Here is an 18,084-nt window from a genome sequence, read left to right on the forward strand (position 1 = left end):
TGCCTGTTCCCTGCGCCTTGCGCCAGCAGAACAAGTCGAGGGTTCAAGCCCCCGTTCCCACGAACGCGCCAACCTGCTCGATGGCCTCGACCAGGCCAACACGTTGCAACTCAACGCCCTCGGGCAGGCTGGAGAACAGGCGGGTAGGAGCGGCGGCGTCGAGCATGACGAACACCCCCTTGTCGTCGGCGCGGCGGATCAGACGTCCGAAGGCCTGGGCGATGCGGGCGCGGACCAGGGAGTCGTCGTAGGTCCCCTTGCCGAACCGCTCGCGCCTGGCCTTGTGCAGCAGGTCGGGGCGAGGCCACGGCACCCGATCGAACACCAGCAGACGCAGCGAGCGGCCCGGCACGTCCACCCCGTCGCGGATCGCGTCGGTGCCGAGCAAGCAGGCGTCCTCCTCGGCACGGAAGATGTCGACCAGGGCGCCGGCTTCCAGCGGATCCACGTGCTGGCCGTAGAGCGCGATCCCCTTGTCGGCCAGCGGGCCGGCGATGCGCTCGTGCACGGCGCGCAGCCGGCGGATGGCGGTGAACAGCCCGACCGCGCCCCCGCCGGACGCCAGGAACAGCTCGCGCATGGCCGATGAGACCTGGCGCACGTCGTCGCGCTTCACGTCGGTCACGACCAGCACCCGGCTGTTGGCGACATAGTCGAATGGGGAGGCGACCCGCAGTAGCTTTGGGCTCTCCTCCAGCCGCGCGGCGCCGGTGCGTAGTTCGGCGAGCGCGAAGGGGCTCTCGTGGGCGGAATCGGCCAGGGTCGCGCTGGTCACCAGCACCCCGTGGGCGGGGCGTAGGACGGCGGCCTCCAGCGGTTCGGTCGGGTCGATCCAGTGGCGGCGGAAGGCGGCGTCGGCCAAGCGGTCCTGAGCGAACACGGCCTCGAACCAGTCGACGAAGTCGACTTCGTCCGCCTCGTCCTCCAGCCGGGCCAGCATGGCGCGCCAGGCAGGTAGCTGCATCCGCGCCCGCCGTTCCAATCCGCGCAAAGCCCCTTCCAGGCGCGCGCGGTCGGCGGTGGGCAGGTCGGCGGCCTCGTCGTCCAGCAGGTCCTCCAGCGCGCGCACCAGGGCCAGCAGCGGCGTCTCGATGGCGGCGAGCGCGCGGGCGGCGGCGGGGGCGGCCTCGCGCACCCGGTCGATGGCCGGGCGGGCGGGGCACTCCATGCCCTGATCCGAGGCGGCGGCGCGGGCGCGCAGCTGGGCCAGGATCGCGGCCAGGAAGGTCTCGATGGGGCCGTTCGGCTGGGGTTCGGGCGCCTCCCCGTCATAGTCGGGGGCGGGCGCGATGCGGCCGGACCAGCCGTCGCCCGGCAGGGCGGAGGCGGCGCGGATCGCCTCGATTAGGGCCAGGCGCGCGGGCTCGCGCTCGGCCACCAGCTCGGCCAGCCGCTGTTCCAGCCCACGGCCCCGGCGACGGCCCTCGGGACCGCGAATCCAGCGCCGCACCTCCGCCGCCTCCTGGCCGGACAGGCAGGCGGAAAAGGCGCTGTCGGCGGCGTCGAACAGGTGGTGGCCCTCGTCGAACACGATCCGCTTCAGGCTGGCGGTCTCGACGTCGCGGCGCGGGCCGCCGTCGCCCTTCCTCCCCGCTCGCGCGGAGTCGAAGGCGGCGTGGGTCATGACCAGGGCGTGGTTGGCCACCACCAGATCGGCCCTGCGCGAACCCCGGATCGCCTTCTCCACGAAGCAGGTGCGGTAATGGGCGCAGCCGGCGTGGACGCACTCGCCCCTCCGGTCGACCAGATTGGCCGGCCCCGCGCGCGCGGTCGGGCCGACGGCGAACAGGGTCGGCAGCCAGGCCGGGAAGTCGCCGCCGGTCATGTCGCCGTCGCGGGTGGCGCGGGCCCAGCGGGCGACCAGTCCGGCGCCGATCACGTCGCCTCCGCCCATCAGCGCGCCCTGGGCCAGCTCCTGGAAGTTCAGCAGGCAGAGGTAGTTCTCCCGTCCCTTGCGCACCACGGCCTTGCGGGCGCGCACGGCCGGGTCGGGATAGACGGCGTGGCTCTCCCGCTCGATCTGGCGCTGCAGGGCGCGGGTATAGGTGGAGACCCACACCGCCCCGCCATTGGTTTCGGCCCACAGCGAGGCGGGGGCGAGATAGCCCAGCGTCTTGCCGGTGCCGGTGCCGGCTTCGGCCAGCATCAGGCGCGGTGCGCCCTCCCGTTCGCGCGGCGAGAAGGCGAAGGCGACCTCGGCGGCGTAGGTGGCCTGGGCGGGACGGGCCTCGTCCAGGCCGGCGCGGACCAGCAGGGCGCCCAACCGCTCGCGGGCGGCCTCGGGGGTGACGGCGGCGGAGCCGGGCTGGCCCTCGGGCGCCTGATCCTCCCATTCTGACAGGCGGCTCCAGACGTCCAGGCCGCTGCCGCGTGGATTGACCTTGGCCGGGACGCGTTCCAGCGCCTCGACCACGGCGGCGCCCCAGGCCCAGCCGGCGCGCTGCAGGGTCAAGGCCGTGGCCAGGGCGTCCTCACGGGTGGGACGCGGGGTCTCGGCCAGCTCGGTCAGTAGGGCGTCCGCGATCTCGCCCAGCGCCTGGGCCTGCGCCTCCAGCCCCTTGGGTTCGGCCTTGCCCAGCGCCCGGGCCAAGCCTACCGCCGAGGGCGCGCAGAAGGTCGCCGGCCGCACGAAGGCGTACAGCTCCAATACGTCGTGCAGGGCCGCCGAACGCGGCGGAGCGGGCAGGCCGAGCCGGCGCGCGGTCAGGCCGGCGTGGGCGACCATCACCGGCTCGCGCTGAAATAGGGTCCGCGCCACGCCGGACTGCAGCAGGCGCACGCCCTGGCTGTCGGCCACCCCGGCCCGTGCGCCGGGATGCACCACCAGGGCGGCTGGAAGCGTGCGCACGGCGATCATGCTTGGCCGTGCCTTGCCGGCGAGGAGGCGACGAATCGCTGGCGGTGGAGGAGGGCCATCTCGACACATCTACCCGCCCGGGCGATGAAACGGAACGCGAACATGCTATATGGCGACAGATGGACGCCATCGCCGCGCCGTCGCCGGAGCCCCGGGCCGAAGACCTGCTGCCGCAACGCTTCCGCGACTGGTTCGCCGGGCGCGACTGGGAAGCGCGCCCGCACCAGCTGGCCATGATCGAACGCGGGCGGGCCGGCCGCCACGCCCTGCTGATCGCTCCGACCGGCGGCGGCAAGACCCTGGCCGGCTTCCTGCCCAGCCTGATCGAACTGTCCGAGCGGCCTCCGTCCGCCGAGCCGCGCAGCGTCCACACCCTCTACATCTCGCCGCTGAAGGCGCTGGCGGTGGACGTGCACCGAAACCTCGGCGCGCCCATCGCCGAGATGGGCTTGCCGGTCACAGTCGAGGCCCGTACTGGCGACACCAGTCTGGCCAAGCGCGAGCGCCAGAAACTGCATCCGCCCGACATCCTGATCACCACGCCGGAACAGCTGGCCCTGTTCTGCGCCTGGCCAGGCGGGCGGGCCTATTTCGCCGAGCTGAAGGTGGTGATCCTGGACGAGATCCACGCCTTGCACGGCTCCAAGCGCGGGGACCTGCTGAACCTCGCCCTGGCGCGCTTGCAGATGTTCGCGCCGGGCATGCGGCGGGTGGGGTTGTCGGCTACGGTGAACGATCCGGACATGCTGAGGCGGTGGCTGGTCCCGCAGAACACCTTTTCCCTCCCCTTCGAAGGGGGAGGGGCAGGGGAGGGGGTGCGGCCGCAGCCTTTTCGGGAGACGCCCAATGAGGCGGCGCCTCAAGAGGCAAGTCCCGCACCCGACAGGACTCACCCCGATCCCTGCCCTTCCCCCTTCGAGGGGGAAGGGAACATGTATATGGCCGACCTCGTGCTCGGCGCGCCCGGCGCGCCGCCCGTGGTGGATATGCTGGTCAGCCGCAACGCCTCGCCCTGGAGCGGCTGGACCGCCAAGCACGCCATCCCCGACGTCTACGAAGCGATCAAGTCAGCCCGGACCGCACTGGTCTTCGTCAACACCCGCTTCCAGGCCGAGCTGAGCTTCCAGATGCTGTGGGAAATCAATGAGGAAAGTCTGCCCATCGCGCTGCACCACGGCTCGCTGGCGGTGGAGCAGAGGCGCAAGGTCGAGGCGGCGATGGCGCGCGACGAGTTGCGCGCGGTGGTCTGCACCTCGACGCTGGATCTCGGCATCGACTGGGGCGGGGTCGACCTGGTGATCCAGCTGGCTGCGCCCAAGGGTTCGGCGCGCCTGATTCAGCGCATCGGCCGCGCCAACCACCGGCTGGACGAGGCGTCGCGCGCCCTGCTGGTCCCGGCCCACCGCTTCGAGATCCTGGAGTGTCAGGCGGCGCGCGAGGCGGTGGCCGCGAACGACCTGGACGGCGATCCCGAGCGCATCGGCGCGCGCGACATCCTGGCCCAGCACATCATGGGCCTGGCCTGTGCGGAGCCGTTCGACCTGGTCGCCCTCTACGACGAGGTGCGTAGCTCGTCGCCCTTCGCCGAGCTGACCTGGGAGGGGTTCGAGCAGGTGGTCGATTTCGTCGCCACCGGCGGCTATGCGCTGCGAACCTACGACCGCTTCCACCGCATCGTGCGCAACCCAGAAGGGCTCTACACCGTACGCAACGGCGAGACCGCCCAGCGCCACCGCATGAACGTCGGCGCCATCATCGACATCCCGATGCTCAACGTCCGCCTTGCCTCCGTGCGCGCGAAGCAGAAGGTCGGCGGGCGCAAGATCGGCGAGATGGAGGAGAGCTATCTCGAGCAGCTCGCGACCGGCGACACCTTCCTGTTCGCCGGCCAGGTCTGGCGGTTCGAGGGCATCACTGGTCTGGACGCCCTGGTCACGCCCGCTCCACCGGGAACCGAGGCCAAGACGCCGAGCTGGGGCGGGTCCAAGTTCGCGCTCTCCACCTATCTGGCCGCCCGCGTGCGCCGCATGATCGCCGAGCGTGAGCGGTGGAACGTCCTGCCCGACGATGTGCAGGAGTGGCTGCAAATCCAGTCGGTGCGTTCATATATTCCGTCGACGGACGAAATGCTGGTGGAGACCTTCCGGCGGGGCAAGCGGTGTTTCCTGGTCTGCTATCCCTTCGATGGACGAATCAGCCACGGCACCCTGTGCCAGTTGCTCACCCGCCGGCTGGAGCGGCTGGGCCGCCAGCCCCTGGGTTTCGTGGCCAACGACTATGCGCTGGCGGTCTGGGCGATGAAGCCGCTGGACGACCTGGATTTCGACCAACTTTTCCAGGAGGACATGCTGGGCGACGACCTGGAGGCGTGGCTGGACGAAAGTTTCCTGATGAAGCGCGCCTTCCGCCACTGCGCCCTGCTGTCGGGCCTGATCGAGCGGCGCATGCCGGGCCGCGAGAAGACGGGACGGCAGGTGACCTTCTCCACCGACCTGATCTACGACGTGCTGCGCCGCCACCAGCCCGACCATCTGCTGCTGCAATGTGCGCGGGCGGATGCGGCGACCGGCTCGCTGGACGTGGCGCGGCTGGGTCGGCTGCTGACGCGCATCCGGGGCAGGATCGCGGTGCGCAGCCTGCCGCGCGTCTCGCCCTTTGCGGTGCCGGTGCTGCTGGAGATCGGACGCGAGACGGTGGCCGGCGCCGCCGACGCCTTGCTGGCCGAGAGCGCGGACGAACTGATCGCCGAAGCTATGAGGCTGGACGACGCCGAGGTCGCCGCATGAGCGCGCTGCACGCCCTGCACCGTGGCCGGCTGGAGGACCCCACGCCTTGCGGCTCGCTGTGGGTCATCTTGCACGGGACCGACTGCGCGCTGCGCTGTTCCGGCGCCCTGTGGCTGCCCGAGGCGCGCATGCTGGTCGCGGCCGACCTGCATCTGGAGAAGGGCTCCGCCTACGCCGCGCGTGGCCAGCTTCTACCGCCCTATGACACTGCCGACACCCTGTCACGGCTGGAGGCGGAGGTGGCCGCGCTCGATCCAGCCGTACTGGTGCTGTTGGGCGACAGCTTCCACGACGCGGGCGCCATGGGCCGGCTGGCGGCGGAGGCGGCGATGCGGCTAGCCGCCCTGGCGCGCGGGCGCACCCTGCTCTGGGCCGAGGGAAATCACGACGTGGAGCTGCTGAACGCCGCCGCCCTGCCAGGCGAGGTGGTCGACGAACTGCATGTCGCCAGCCTCATCCTGCGCCATGAGCCCCATCCTGGTCCCGCGCCCGGCGAGGTCGCCGGCCACCTGCACCCTTGCGCCAAGATCGTGCGCGGCCGTTCCAGCACGCGCCGGCGCGCCTTCCTGACCGACGGCCTGCGCCTGGTCCTGCCGGCCTTCGGCGCCTATGCCGGCGGCCTTAACGCGCGGGATGCAGCGTTCGCCCCCCTATTCGCCCATGCCCCCATCGCCGCCGTCCTGGGCGAGCGGCGGGTCTATCCGTTGGCCTGGGAGGCGCTGAGGGGGGACTAGGGCGACGGCCGTTTCAGCGGAGCGGTGGGCGGGCGATGAGGCCTTTAGTTTATTTTATAATTCATGTATCGTTGAATTATGGAATTATCTCAAGCTGTCACCGCGCTATCTGCGCTGGCTCACGAAGGCCGGTTGAGGGTCTTTCGCGAACTCGTCCAGGCAGGCCCCGACGGGCTCGCCGCCGGCGAGGTGTCCCGCCGCGTCGACATACAGCCGAACACCCTATCCGCTAGCCTCGCAGTGCTTTCCCACGCCGGCCTCGTCACTTCGCGCCGGGACGGCCGTTCGATCATCTATTCGGCCGCCTATGAGCGGATGAGCCAGGTCCTCGGCTTCCTGCTGCGGGACTGTTGCAACGGCTCGCCAGAGATCTGCGCGCCCATAGCCGCCATCCTCAACGCGGCCGCCTGTTGCGGCGGTTCATCCAGTCCGACAGGGGTCTAGCGGCGGATGATCCTCGCTGTCGGCGTCTTCGCCCTCACGCTCGTGCTGGTCATTGTTCAGCCCAAGGGTTTGAAGATCGGCTGGGGCGCCCTGATCGGGGCGGCGCTCGCCCTGCTGGCGGGCGTGGTCCACCTCGCCGATATCCCCACCGTCTGGGGAATCGTATGGAACGCCACCGCGACCTTCGTGGCGGTCATCATCATCAGCCTGCTGCTGGACCGCGCCGGCTTCTTCGAGTGGGCGGCCCTGCATGTCGCCCGTTGGGGCGGCGGCCGTGGGAAGCTGCTGTTCGCCGCCATTGTGCTCCTGGGCGCAGCCGTGGCCTCGGTGTTCGCCAACGACGGGGCGGCCTTGATCCTGACGCCCATCGTCATCGCCATGCTGGCGGAGTTGAAGTTCAGCGCCAAGGCGACGCTGGCCTTCGCCATGGCGGCGGGCTTCATCGCCGATACGGCCTCAACACCCCTGGTGGTCTCCAATCTCGTCAACATCGTCTCCGCCGACGTATTCCGGCTCGACTTCGGGAGTTACGCCCTGGTCATGGTCCCGGTGGTTCTGGTCACGGTCGCCGCGACCCTTGGAGTGCTGTGGTTGCGCTTCGGCCGCGACGTGCCGCCCAGTTACGACGTGGCGACGCTCAAGCCGCCCTCCGACGCGATCCGCGACCGGGCGGTTTTCAACATGGGCTGGCTGGTGCTGGGCCTGCTGCTCGTCGGCTTCTTTGCGCTCGGCCGCTTCATTCCGATCAGCGCCGTCGCGGCAGCCGGCGCGCTGGTCCTTCTCGTCACCGCCGCGCGGGGAAAGGCTATCCGCCCACTTGGCGTCCTCAAGGAAGCGCCATGGCAGGTCGTGATCTTCTCGCTCGGAATGTATCTGGTGGTGTTCGGACTGCGGAACGCGGGCCTGACGTCCTCCCTCGCACGCCTGTTCGAGCGGTTTGGGGATGGCGGCGTCTGGGGCGCGACCTATGGCGTGGGCGTCACCACCGCCGTTCTATCATCGGTCATGAACAACATGCCGGCCGTGCTGGTCGGAGCCCTGGCCATCCAGGGCGCTCATGTCGCCCCGGCGGTGCGGGAAGCCATGGTCTACGCCAACGTGGTGGGATGCGATCTGGGGCCGAAGTTCACCCCCATCGGATCGCTGGCGACCCTGCTTTGGCTCCATGTGCTGGGCCAGAAGGGCGTACAGATCGGCTGGGGCTACTACTTCCGGGTTGGGGTGCTGCTGACCACGCCGATCCTGCTCGTCACGCTCGGCGCGCTCGCCTTGCGCCTAACCCTGCCCTAGCCGAACGGAACGTCCATGACCCAGGATTTCCCGATCACGATCTACCACAACCCCGACTGTGGAACATCGCGCAACGTCGTCGCCATGGTCGCGGCGGCCGGCTACACGCCGCGCATCGTCGAGTACCTGAAGACGCCTTGGACGCTTCTCCTGCTGAAGGAACTGCTGGCGGCCATGGACGCCACGCCACAGGCGATCCTACGGGAAAAGGGCACGCCCGCGAGAGAACTCGCGCTCCTTGACGCCGATGTGACGGAGGAAACCATCCTGCGCGAGATGGTGGCGCATCCTATCCTGGTGAACCGCCCCATCGTCGTGACGCCAAAGGGCGTGAAGCTTTGCAGGCCGTCCGAGGCCGTGTTGGCGCTGCTCGAGCGCAGGCCTGAGAGCTTCACTAAGGAGGACGGCGAGGTTGTGCGGCTCTCAGGTTCGTTCTGAGACGAAATGGGAAGCTTATCCCGCCAGCAACCCTTGCAGGTCGTCGTACAACTTCCTCGGCACCGTCACGCCGTCGCGCACCGTCCGCTTGCGGGCCTCATAGCGGCGTTCGGAGGGCAGGCGGGCGCCTTGGGCGGTGATGGCGTCGAATACGGCTTCGGCGCGGGCCAGGTGTTCGGCCGCGGCGACGCCCAGGAAGCCTGCGGGGTCCAGCGCCAGGATCAGTTCGCCGCCATAGGGCGACGCCTTGGCCCCGGCGTCGTGGGCGATGGACTCCGCGCTGGTCATGTCGCCGATCAGCGGGCCGGCGATCAGCTCCACCATCAGCGACAGGGCCGAACCCTTGTGACCGCCGAAGGTCAGCATGGCGCCGGCGAGCGCGGTCTCGGCGTCGGTGGTGGGGCGACCCTCGGCGTCGACCCCCCAGCCTTCTGGGATCGGCTTGCCGGCCCGGCGGTGCAGCTCGATCTCGCCGCGCGCGGTGGCGCTGGTGGCGAAGTCGAACACGAAGGGCTCGCGTCCCGGCCGGGGCCACCCGAAGGCGATCGGGTTGGTGCCAAACACCGGCTTGGTCCCGCCCGCCGGCGCCACCCAGGCGTGGCTGGGCGTGCAGGCCAGGGCGACGAGGCCGTGGGCCGCCACTGCTTCGACCTCGGGCCATAGGGCGGAGAAGTGGACGCAATGGTTGATCGCCATCGCCGCGATCCCGGACTTGCGAGCCTTGTCGACCAGGGCGGGCAGCCCAAGGCGGAAGGCCAGCTGGTGATAGCCGCCCTGGGCGTCGACCTTGACCACGCCCGGCGCCGTGTCCTGCAACACAGGTTCGGCGTCGAGCACCACCTTGCCGGCGCGGATGGTGTGGTCGCACACCAGCAGGCGGTAGATCCCGTGGGCGGCGGCTTCGTCGCGCTCGCCAGCGACCAGGGTCTCGGCCACCGCCTCGACATGGGCGGGCGACAGACCCTGACGGGTGAGGACGCGCCGCGCCAGATCGCGCACCTCGTCCAGCGTCAGCCTAACCGTATCCATCATCTGCTCCCGCCGCCGATGCGGCCCTTGAGGGCTTCCGCGACGCGGGCCAGCGGGGGCGCGAAGGCCCCGAACGCTTCGGCCGCGAAGCTTCGGCTGTGCGCATACCAGGGATAGCCGTCGGTTCCCAACCGAGGCCACGCGGCCGGCGCGCCGACGAACCAGGTCTCGGCCCCGCAGGCGGCGGCTAGCGCCGCGGTGGCGTTGGGAACGGCGACGACGAGCTTGATCGCGCAGGCCAGGGCGGCGAGATCGTCCAGGTCGGTCTTCAGGTCGATGCCCGGCGGGCGCAGGATCGGCGCGCCGGCGATCTGCTCCAGGGCGTCCAGCTCTTCGGGCTCAGCCCCATACTGGAGATTGACGAACCGCACCCCCGACGTGCGCAGCACAGGCGCCCAGTCTTCCAACCCCGGATACTGTCGTCGCCGTTCCCCGACGAGGCTGCCGCTGCGCCAGGTGAGGCCGACCGATAGCGCGGGGGCGCCGTGGGCCTGAACGACGTCGCGCCAGTGGGCCACGCGCAAAGGGTCGGGGACGAGATAGGGGCTGCGGGGGAAGGCTTCGAGCGTCCGCCGAAAGCGGCGCAGCAGTGAGCCCATCGGCGCCCACAGGTCGGCGGCCTCGGCGTGGGGCGCGCTGCGAACGGCTAGATACCCCTCGCGGCAGGTGGCGTGGGGCGTGACCGTAGCGCCCGGGAAACTTCGGCTGAACAACGTGACCAGGCGCGGCTCGACGGCGAGGGCGAGACGGCCTTCCGGCCCGAGCGCTGCGATCACGTCGGGTAGGACGCCCGCGAACATGATCTCGTCGCCGAGCCCCTGCTCCGCCACCGTCAGCAGCCGACGTCCGTCGAGCGGGATGTCGGGCGTCCAGCGCTCGCCGGGGATGTCGAAGGCGGTAGGGGCCGGCAGGTCGGGGGACAGGCGCGCCTCGTAGGCGTCCCAGCCCTCGCCGAGATCACCCTGGGCTAGCCGCACCGTGGCGCGCGCGAAAGCGATCATGGCGCATTCGTGCGGGGTCGAGGCCAGGGGCAGGGCCGCGTCGAAGTCGGCGCGGGCGGCGCCCAGGTCGCCCAGGTCCATGCGCGCGCTTCCCAGGTTGTAGCGCGCCGTGGCCAGGTCCGGGTCGAGCCGCGCCGCCTCTTCGAAAAAGGTCGCCGCCAGGACGCTGTCGCCCTGCTGGTGCAGCACGGTCCCCAGCGTGTTCCACAGCCGTGCGTCGGCGGGATGCGCCTGGATGGCGGGGCGTATGACCGCGACGGCGTCCGTATAGCGGTGCTGGTCGCGCAACGCCCGGGTCAGGCCGTCCACCGCCTCCAGCCGCTCGGGCTCGCGCACCAGCAGGCGGGCGTAGAAGGCTTCCGCCACCGCGTGCATGCCCATACGGCCCGCCAGACGGCCCAGGTCGGCCAGCAGTTCCGCGTCGTCCGGCCTAGCTGTCAGCGCGCGCTCGTAGGCGGCCAGGGCGGCCGGTAAATCCCCGGCCTGCTCCAGGGCCACGGCCTGCGCGCGGAGGTCGGTCATCGAATCGCCTCGCTCATCGTGCCAATGGAGCGCGCCGGCTTGCAATCTGCAACGCAAGGTGAACGGCGGCTGCGTTCCGCACGCCGCCCCAGCCCGCTATAAGCCCGGCTGAACGTCAGGCTGCGGACGGCCGAATCGGCCCCGCGCCATCTCTTCGAGGACCTCACGTGAACGCGCCTGTGACCGCTCCCACCAAACCCATCCCCTTCATCGACCTGATGGCCCAACGCCGTCGCCTGGGCGAGCGGATCGACCAAGCCGTGATGGCGGCGGTGAACGCCGGCCAGTGGATCATGGGTCCGCAGGTGCGCGAGTTCGAACAGAAGTTGGCGGCCTTCGGCGGGGCGAAGCATGCGCTCTCCTGCGCCAACGGCACCGACGCCCTGGCCCTGCCGCTGATGGCCTGGGGCGTGGGGCCGGGCGATGCGGTGTTCTGCCCGAGCTTCACCTTCACCGCCACCGCCGAGGCGGTGTGCTGGACCGGCGCCTCCCCCGTCTTCGTCGACATCCTGCCCGACACCTACAATCTCGACCCCAAGGCGCTGGAAGCCGCGGTGCAGGCGATTCTGGCCGACGGCAAGCTCAAGCCGGTCGCCGTGATCGCGGTCGACCTGTTCGGCCAGCCGGCGGACTATCCCGCGATCTCCGAGGTCGCCAGGCGGCATGGGATGAAGCTGATCTCCGATTCGGCCCAGGGTTTCGGCTGCACCCTGGACGGCAAGCATCCCCTGCATTGGGCGGACGTGACCACCACCAGCTTCTTCCCGGCCAAGCCGCTGGGCTGCTACGGCGACGGCGGCGCGGTGCTGACCAATGACGCACGCATGGCCGAGCTGATCGATTCCCTGCGCATCCACGGCAAGGCGGTGGCGGGCGACGGCGACGTGGCGAGCTTCGGCCACGACCCCAAATACCTGAACACCCGCATCGGCATGAACAGCCGGCTGGACACCATCCAGGCGGCGATCCTGCTGGAGAAGCTGGCGATCTTCGAGGGCGACATCGCGCTTCGCAACGCCGCCGCCGACCGTTACGCGGCAGGACTGGCCGGCAGCGTGACCGTCCCGGCCATGATCGCGGGCGGAACCTCGGTGTGGGCGCAGTACACGGTGGAGACGGATGGGCGCGAGGCGCTGCTGGCGGGGCTGAAGGCGGCCGGCGTGCCGACGGCGGTCTACTACCCGGTGCCCCTGCACCGGCAGGTGGCCTACCGCGACTATCCCGCGCCGGGCGGCCTGCCGGTCACCGACGCCAAGGCCGAGCGCGTGTTCAGCCTGCCGATCTCCGCCGACATCGAACCCGGGGCGCAAGCCTATGTGATCGAGACGGTGCGGGGACTGGCGAAGGCCTGACCCGCCACTAGCGCCGCCGCACGATGCAGGCCGGCGTGGCGGTTGGCGAGGGCCGCGACGTCGCGATCGTAGCCGCCGCCGATGACGCCCAGGGTCGGGGCGACTGCGCAGCAGGTTTTCAACACGTAGCGGTCGCGCGCGGCCAAGCCGTCGTCGCTTAAGCTCAGCCGTCCAAGTCGATCGTCCGTGTGCGGATCGACGCCGGCGATGTAGAAGATCAGGTCCGGCTTCACCTGCGCCACAAGCCCCGGCAGCAATGTCTCCAGCCGCGCCATATAGGCCTCGTCGCCGGTCCCGTCGGGCAGTTCCACGTCCAGGTCGCTGGGGCCGCGGCGGACGGGGTAGTTCTTCTCGCCGTGCATGGAGAAGGTGAAGACGCGCGGCTCGTGGGCGAAGATGAAGGCGGTGCCGTCGCCCTGGTGCACGTCCAGGTCCACCACCAGCGCTTGGTTGATCGCGCCCTCGTCCAGCAGGGTGCGGGCGGCGACGGCCACGTCGTTGAAGGTGCAGAACCCCGCCCCGCCGTCTGGTCCCGCATGGTGGCTCCCGCCCGCCGTATTGCAGGCCAGCCCGTGCTCCAGCGCCAGCCGCGCGGCCAGCAATGTCCCGCCGGTCGCCGCCCGCGCGCGCGTCACCACCGAGGGCGTGATCGGCAGGCCGATGCGCCGCTCCACGTCGCGCGGGACCGTGCAGTCGAACACCTGGCGCACATAGACGGGGTCGTGCACGGCGGAGAGCTGATCGAAGCTCGCCAGCTCGGGAACCGCGAAGCCCTCCGGCGGGACCAGGCCTTCCTCAAGCAGGATCTGCGCCAGCAGGGCGTACTTGCCCATGGGGAAGCGATGGTCGGGCGGCATCTCGGCGGTATAGGTCGGATGGTGGACGATGGGCGGTAGGCGGCTCGCCGTCACGGATGGGAGGTCGGGGCGGGGGCGGGCGTGGACAGCGGCTTGGCCTTGTCCACGACATAGGTGGACAGCAGGGTCAGCACCTCGGGTCCGGTGTTGGCCACGCTGTGCGGTGTGGCTTGCGGGACCGAGAAGCTGTCGCCGGTCTGAAGCGTCTGGTCGGGCTGGCCGGCGACCTTCAGCAGGGCGTGGCCGTGCTCGACATAGCCGATCTCCAGCCCCGGATGGGTGTGACGCGCGACGATCCCGCCTTTAGCCACCTCCACCCGCATCAGCGTGCTGCGATAGACCGCGCCGGGGAAGTCGCGGCTCTGCAGCGAGGTGCGTTTGATCGCCGAGGGCTGGGCGAGGGCGGCGGTGGCGACGAGCGCCAGGGCGGCCGTAGCAAGTGGAATCCTGAGCATGGGCTTTCCTCCATTTGTCCGGCAACACCGCTCCTGGGCGCCGGTTCCATCCAGTGGCGGGTCGAGGATGGTGCGTGCTTCGAGACGCGCTCCGCGCTCCTCAGCATGACGAAGGTTTTTGAAACCTATCCGTCATCCTAAGGAGCCCCGAAGGGGCGTCTCGAAGGAGGCGGGACCCTGCAACAGGACCCTACAGGAGGTCGCGCAGCCAGGCGCATAGGGGCGCATCGGCGGGCGGCATCGGATAGTCGAACAGCTGGGCCGGGCGCACCCAGGCCAGGGCCGTGTGCTCCTTGCGCGTCGGCTGACCCTCCCAGCGGCGGATCAGGAACAGCGGCATCAGCAGATGGAAGCTCTCGTAGGTATGCGAGGCGAACACAAACGGCGCCAGGCAGGCGGCGGCGACCGTGATCCCCAGCTCTTCGTCCAGTTCGCGGATCAAGCAGGCCTCGGGCGTCTCGCCGGGCTCGACCTTGCCGCCGGGAAACTCCCACAGGCCGGCGAGTTGCTTGCCCGGCGGCCGTTGGCAGATCAGCACCCGTCCGTCCGCGTCGATCAAGGCGGCGGCGGAGACCAGGATGGTGGGCAGGCTCACGAGCGGTAGTCGCCGTTGATGGTGATGTAGCCGTGGGTCAGGTCGCAGGTCCACATCGTCGCCTGCGCCTCGCCGACGCCGACATCGACCGCGATCTTCAGCTCGGCGTGCTTCATGTAGGCGCTCATCGCCGCCTCGTCGTAGGTGGGCGAGGGCGCGCCGTGCTCGGCCGCGATCAGGTCGCCGAAGCGGATGGCCAGTTTCGTCCGATCCAGCGGCTCCCCCGCTCGGCCGGCGGCGGCGACGATACGGCCCCAGTTGGCGTCTTCGCCGGCGATGGCGGTCTTGACCAGCGGGCTCTCGCAGATGGTGCGCGCGATCTTGTAGGCCGAGGCGACCGACGTCGCACCGCTCACGCGCACCTCCATGAACTTGGTCGCGCCCTCGCCGTCGCGCACCAGCTGCTGGGCGAGGTCGAGCAGCACGCCCTTGAGCCCCGCGCGGAACGCCGCCAGCGCCGGGTCGGCGGGGTCGGATACCTGCGGTGCGCCGGAACGGCCGGTGGCGAAGAGTAGAAGCGTGTCGTTGGTGGAGGTGTCGCCATCCACGGTCACCGCGTTGAAGGTCTCGGCCACGCCTTCCTTCAGCAGGGCCTGCATCACTGTGGGCGTCAGGTTGGCGTCGGTGGCGACGAAGCCCAGCATGGTGGCCATGTCCGGCGCGATCATGCCCGAGCCCTTGGCGATTCCGGCGATGCGCACGGCGACGCCGCCGATCTGGACCTCCGCCACGGCGCCCTTGGGGAAGGTGTCGGTGGTCATGATCGCGCGCGCCGCTTGGCCCCACTTGCCGGGATCGAGCGAGACGGTGAGTTCTTGAAGCCGGTCCAGCGCCTTGCCGTAGGGCAGCACCACGCCGATCACCCCGGTGGAGGCCGCCATCACCGCCTCGGCCCGGCAGCCGAGTTCGGCGCTGACCGCGTCGGTGATCCGCCGCACCGCCTCGGCCCCCGCCTCGCCGGTGAAGGCGTTGGCGCAACCGGCGTTGACCACCAGGGCCCGGCCCTCGCCGCCAGTGGCCGCAAGCGCCGCCTTGCACCAGTCCACCGGGGCCGAGCCGACCGCGTGCTGGGTGAACACCCCGGCGCAGGCGGTGCCTTCATCGAAGCGGAACAGCACCAGGTCGTCGCGCTCGTGCTTGTAGAAGCCGGCGCGCGCGACCGCGATCTCCACCCCCTTGATCTCGCCCATCTCGGGAAAGGGGGCGGCGAGCGGTGAAATGGCCAGGCCGGGCTTGCCGGGGGCTGCGGGGCTGGTCGGGGCGCTCATGGTGCGGCTCCTGCGGCTGTCGGCGCCTTCCTTAGGGCCGAGGGGGTCCGGGGGCCAGACGGAACAAACGTCTTCTCCCCTTGCGGGAGAAGGAGGGGACCCACGAAGAGGGGAGGATGAGGGGTTTCTGGACGTTCGCGGCTGGGAGCGCCGCGCGACCCCTCACCTTCCCATCGCAAAGCGATGGGCCCCTTCCTCTCCCACAAGGGGAGAGGAATCGGAGCCGTCACTGCGCGAACAGGTACTCGCAGCTCGTGTCGCCAGGCGCGTGGCCCTGGATGCGGTCGTAGAGGCCGGTCTGTTCCGAGACAACGCGATCCATGTCCTCGGGCAGCAGGAAGCCGGCTGTCGCCACCTCGTTCGCCGCCGCCCTGACCTTGGCGACATAGGCGTCGCGGCTCCCATAGCGCGCTTCCAGCGAGGGGCGCGGGTCGTGATCGGCGCGGCGCTCGGCCTCGGTGCGGGCGAAGGGCTGGAAGGAGCCGTCGAAGCGCGCGGTGGCCCAGGCGAAGCCCACCTCGGGCGAGCGCTCGTTCCAGCCGGTGTGGGTGCCGAGCGGGACCCTTAGCTCCACCTGGCGCACCCCGGCGAGGTCGTTGCCGTCGGCGTCGGGGCGGGGGACGAGCGTGTTGAACGGCGTCCCATGGGTCGGCGGGATGGTGTCGGCGATCCCCTGTGAGGCGAAGCGCGGGCCTAGGTCCAGGCGCGGCGGCTTCAGGTTGGTTTCCGGCGGGGTCAGCGACAGGCCCTTGGGGAAGACCGCGCGATAGTCCTCCACCGAGATCAGCGTGCCGTCCGCGACCCGGGGATAGTTGCTGGCCGGCGGCGGCGTCCCGTCCTTCACCCACCGCTCCAGTCCCAGCAGCATGGCGCGCATGGCCAGGTAGTGGTCGGTGGTCGAAACGCAATTCAGATAGGGCGCGCGCTCGTGAGAGCGGCCGACATAGTGCTGGGAGCCGGCCAGGAAATACAGCCGCGTGTCCTTGTCCGGCGTCACGTCGGCGGTCCCGTCCGGTGTCGTTTCCAGCAGTCCGGCGGAGCGGTTCCAGAACTCGGTGGAGGTGTTGACGAACAGCAGCTTGGGCGCGCGCCCGTCCGCCGTGCGTGCGTGGTCGAGCAGCGAGCCTGTCTGGCCCGTCACCGGATCGCGCTCGGTCGTGGTGGTAAAGGGGAAGGTGTCGGCCGGGTAGTCGTGCTCCTCCAGCAGGCTGAAGTGCCGGGTCGGCTGGGCGAAACGGTAGTTGAAGCCGCCCTTGCCGGCGCCGGGCACATGGATGAAGGCGGCGTCGAACACCGGCCGCCCCTGCTCGTCCAGGTTCAGCCCGTTCAGCAGCATGGTCGAGATCACTCGGCCCGACTGGCTGATGCCGAAGATCAGGCTGCGCTTGGGCGGGGCTGCGCCTTCCAGCGGATGGTCGCGGAACCAGGCCATCAGGTCGCGGATGCCCGCCAGGCCGACGCCGACCACATAGGGATTCTGGGCGGTGTAGCTGACCTCGTACAGCACGCCGGGCTTGAACCCGCCGTCCAGCGCGATCTCCTGCACCGGGCCGCCGTCCTTGGGCGCCGCGAAGCGCCAGCGGCTGCGCGCGACCGGCCGGCGCGGATCGTCGGGACGGGCGCGCTCGGTCAGCACCGCCTCGGGGTCGTCAGCGACGGCGGGTGGATAGGTCAGGCCGTGCAGGCCGGCGAAGTTGGTCACAGCGGCGGGCTGGAGGACGGTGAACTCGTTCTCGACCTTGCCGGTGATGGTGCGGCCGTCCTCGGTGGCGACGGGCGGGCTCAGCACCAGCGGCCGGTCGCCGGGCGAGGGCGGAGCCACGTCCCAGGTCCAGGCCGACCACAGCAGCGAGAAGCCGTGCCGCATCAAGAACCCGTCGCCCGCGTCGGCTAGGGTGGTCGGATCGTTGTGGGCGGGGCTGTGGCCGTCGAGTTGGCCCAGGATGCCGATGCCGCCGCGGTTGTTGACCTCGTAGAGCAGGGTCGACTGGGTCGCCTTCACCGGGCGCAGCAGCAGGAAGTCGGTGGTGAACGTCACCCGGCCGTGGGGGTCGCGGGGGGCGCGCCTGAGGTCGACGATGGTCGCGTTGGCGGGCGTGTCGGGATCGAGGCTGACCACGGCGCGACCCCGGATCTTCTCATAGGCCCCGACCGTCCCGAACGCCCGTCCGCCGGCGAACGGGGTGCGCTCCAGCACCGTGACCTGCGTCACCGCCGCCCGCGCCGGAGCCTGCGAGATCGCTAGGCAAAGCGCCATCGCCCCCAGGCCCGCAAATCCGGTCTTCATGTATGGCTCCCCGCTCATCAGGACGTTGGCGGGTTTTGCAGGCGCGCTCAAGGGTTCAGCTATCGTCGCTCCGCGTCGCAATGGACGACTATAAGAACACATGCAAAGGTAGCGGTAACAAGGATGGCCGGGCGATAGACCGGGCCGCGACAGGGAGGCGTTTCTTGCC

General features: G+C 70.3%; 14 protein-coding genes. 6 read left to right on the forward strand and 8 right to left on the reverse strand.

Annotated features, from left to right (window positions below):
- Positions 1-43 precede the first annotated feature (43 nt).
- Positions 44-2,857: an ATP-dependent DNA helicase gene (locus GSQ87_RS17895; RefSeq protein ID WP_158916768.1), complete on the reverse strand. Its 2,814-nt coding sequence runs from the start codon at positions 2,855-2,857 to the stop codon at positions 44-46.
- A 119-nt stretch (positions 2,858-2,976) separates the two neighbouring features.
- Here GSQ87_RS17895 and GSQ87_RS17900 point away from each other — a divergent pair, with 119 nt between their 5' ends.
- The 5 genes from GSQ87_RS17900 to arsC all read left to right on the forward strand — a co-directional run bounded on the left by GSQ87_RS17900 (position 2,977) and on the right by arsC (position 8,549).
- Positions 2,977-5,643 carry a ligase-associated DNA damage response DEXH box helicase gene (locus GSQ87_RS17900; protein ID WP_158916770.1) on the forward strand — a complete coding sequence of 889 codons (2,667 nt, stop codon included), beginning with the start codon at positions 2,977-2,979 and terminating at the stop codon, positions 5,641-5,643.
- The gene (gene pdeM / locus GSQ87_RS17905) at positions 5,640-6,377 is read left to right on the forward strand and encodes a ligase-associated DNA damage response endonuclease PdeM (protein WP_158916772.1); all 738 of its coding nucleotides are present in this window, start codon (positions 5,640-5,642) and stop codon (positions 6,375-6,377) included. The genes GSQ87_RS17900 and pdeM overlap by 4 nt, the downstream gene beginning before the upstream one ends.
- Before the next feature lie 78 nt (positions 6,378-6,455).
- The gene (locus GSQ87_RS17910) at positions 6,456-6,821 is read left to right on the forward strand and encodes a helix-turn-helix transcriptional regulator (protein WP_158916774.1); all 366 of its coding nucleotides are present in this window, start codon (positions 6,456-6,458) and stop codon (positions 6,819-6,821) included.
- A 6-nt stretch (positions 6,822-6,827) separates the two neighbouring features.
- Positions 6,828-8,111 (forward strand): arsenic transporter, encoded by a 1,284-nt coding sequence (locus GSQ87_RS17915; RefSeq protein ID WP_158916776.1) that lies wholly within the window; start codon positions 6,828-6,830, stop codon positions 8,109-8,111.
- A 15-nt stretch (positions 8,112-8,126) separates the two neighbouring features.
- On the forward strand, positions 8,127-8,549 hold the full coding sequence (gene arsC / locus GSQ87_RS17920; RefSeq protein ID WP_158916778.1) for an arsenate reductase (glutaredoxin): 423 nt from the start codon (positions 8,127-8,129) through the stop codon (positions 8,547-8,549).
- A 15-nt stretch (positions 8,550-8,564) separates the two neighbouring features.
- On the opposite strand, the gene GSQ87_RS17925 is transcribed toward arsC, so the two are convergent.
- On the reverse strand, positions 8,565-9,578 hold the full coding sequence (locus tag GSQ87_RS17925) for an Ldh family oxidoreductase (RefSeq protein ID WP_305764192.1): 1,014 nt from the start codon (positions 9,576-9,578) through the stop codon (positions 8,565-8,567).
- The gene (locus GSQ87_RS17930) at positions 9,578-11,101 is read right to left on the reverse strand and encodes a tetratricopeptide repeat protein (protein ID WP_158916782.1); all 1,524 of its coding nucleotides are present in this window, start codon (positions 11,099-11,101) and stop codon (positions 9,578-9,580) included. The genes GSQ87_RS17925 and GSQ87_RS17930 overlap by 1 nt, the downstream gene beginning before the upstream one ends.
- Before the next feature lie 218 nt (positions 11,102-11,319).
- On the opposite strand from GSQ87_RS17930, the gene GSQ87_RS17935 reads away from it, so the two are divergent.
- Complete coding sequence (locus GSQ87_RS17935) at positions 11,320-12,453, forward strand: DegT/DnrJ/EryC1/StrS aminotransferase family protein (protein WP_158917867.1); 1,134 nt, start codon at positions 11,320-11,322, stop codon at positions 12,451-12,453.
- Here GSQ87_RS17935 and GSQ87_RS17940 read toward each other — a convergent pair.
- The 5 genes from GSQ87_RS17940 to GSQ87_RS17960 form a co-directional block, all read right to left on the reverse strand.
- Positions 12,414-13,310: a histone deacetylase gene (locus tag GSQ87_RS17940; RefSeq protein WP_158917869.1), complete on the reverse strand. Its 897-nt coding sequence runs from the start codon at positions 13,308-13,310 to the stop codon at positions 12,414-12,416. The genes GSQ87_RS17935 and GSQ87_RS17940 overlap by 40 nt on opposite strands.
- A 50-nt stretch (positions 13,311-13,360) precedes the next feature.
- The gene (locus GSQ87_RS17945) at positions 13,361-13,765 is read right to left on the reverse strand and encodes a cupin domain-containing protein (RefSeq protein WP_158916784.1); all 405 of its coding nucleotides are present in this window, start codon (positions 13,763-13,765) and stop codon (positions 13,361-13,363) included.
- 190 nt (positions 13,766-13,955) lie between these two features.
- Complete coding sequence (locus GSQ87_RS17950) at positions 13,956-14,360, reverse strand: (deoxy)nucleoside triphosphate pyrophosphohydrolase (RefSeq protein ID WP_158916786.1); 405 nt, start codon at positions 14,358-14,360, stop codon at positions 13,956-13,958.
- Positions 14,357-15,628, reverse strand: coding sequence for a bifunctional glutamate N-acetyltransferase/amino-acid acetyltransferase ArgJ (gene argJ, locus GSQ87_RS17955; RefSeq protein ID WP_158916788.1), 1,272 nt, complete (start codon positions 15,626-15,628; stop codon positions 14,357-14,359). The genes GSQ87_RS17950 and argJ overlap by 4 nt, the downstream gene beginning before the upstream one ends.
- Before the next feature lie 226 nt (positions 15,629-15,854).
- Complete coding sequence (locus tag GSQ87_RS17960) at positions 15,855-17,915, reverse strand: alpha/beta hydrolase domain-containing protein (protein ID WP_158916790.1); 2,061 nt, start codon at positions 17,913-17,915, stop codon at positions 15,855-15,857.
- Positions 17,916-18,084: the final 169 nt, after the last annotated feature.

Source organism: Caulobacter sp. S45 (assembly GCF_009765965.1).
Lineage (GTDB): Bacteria > Pseudomonadota > Alphaproteobacteria > Caulobacterales > Caulobacteraceae > CAHJWH01.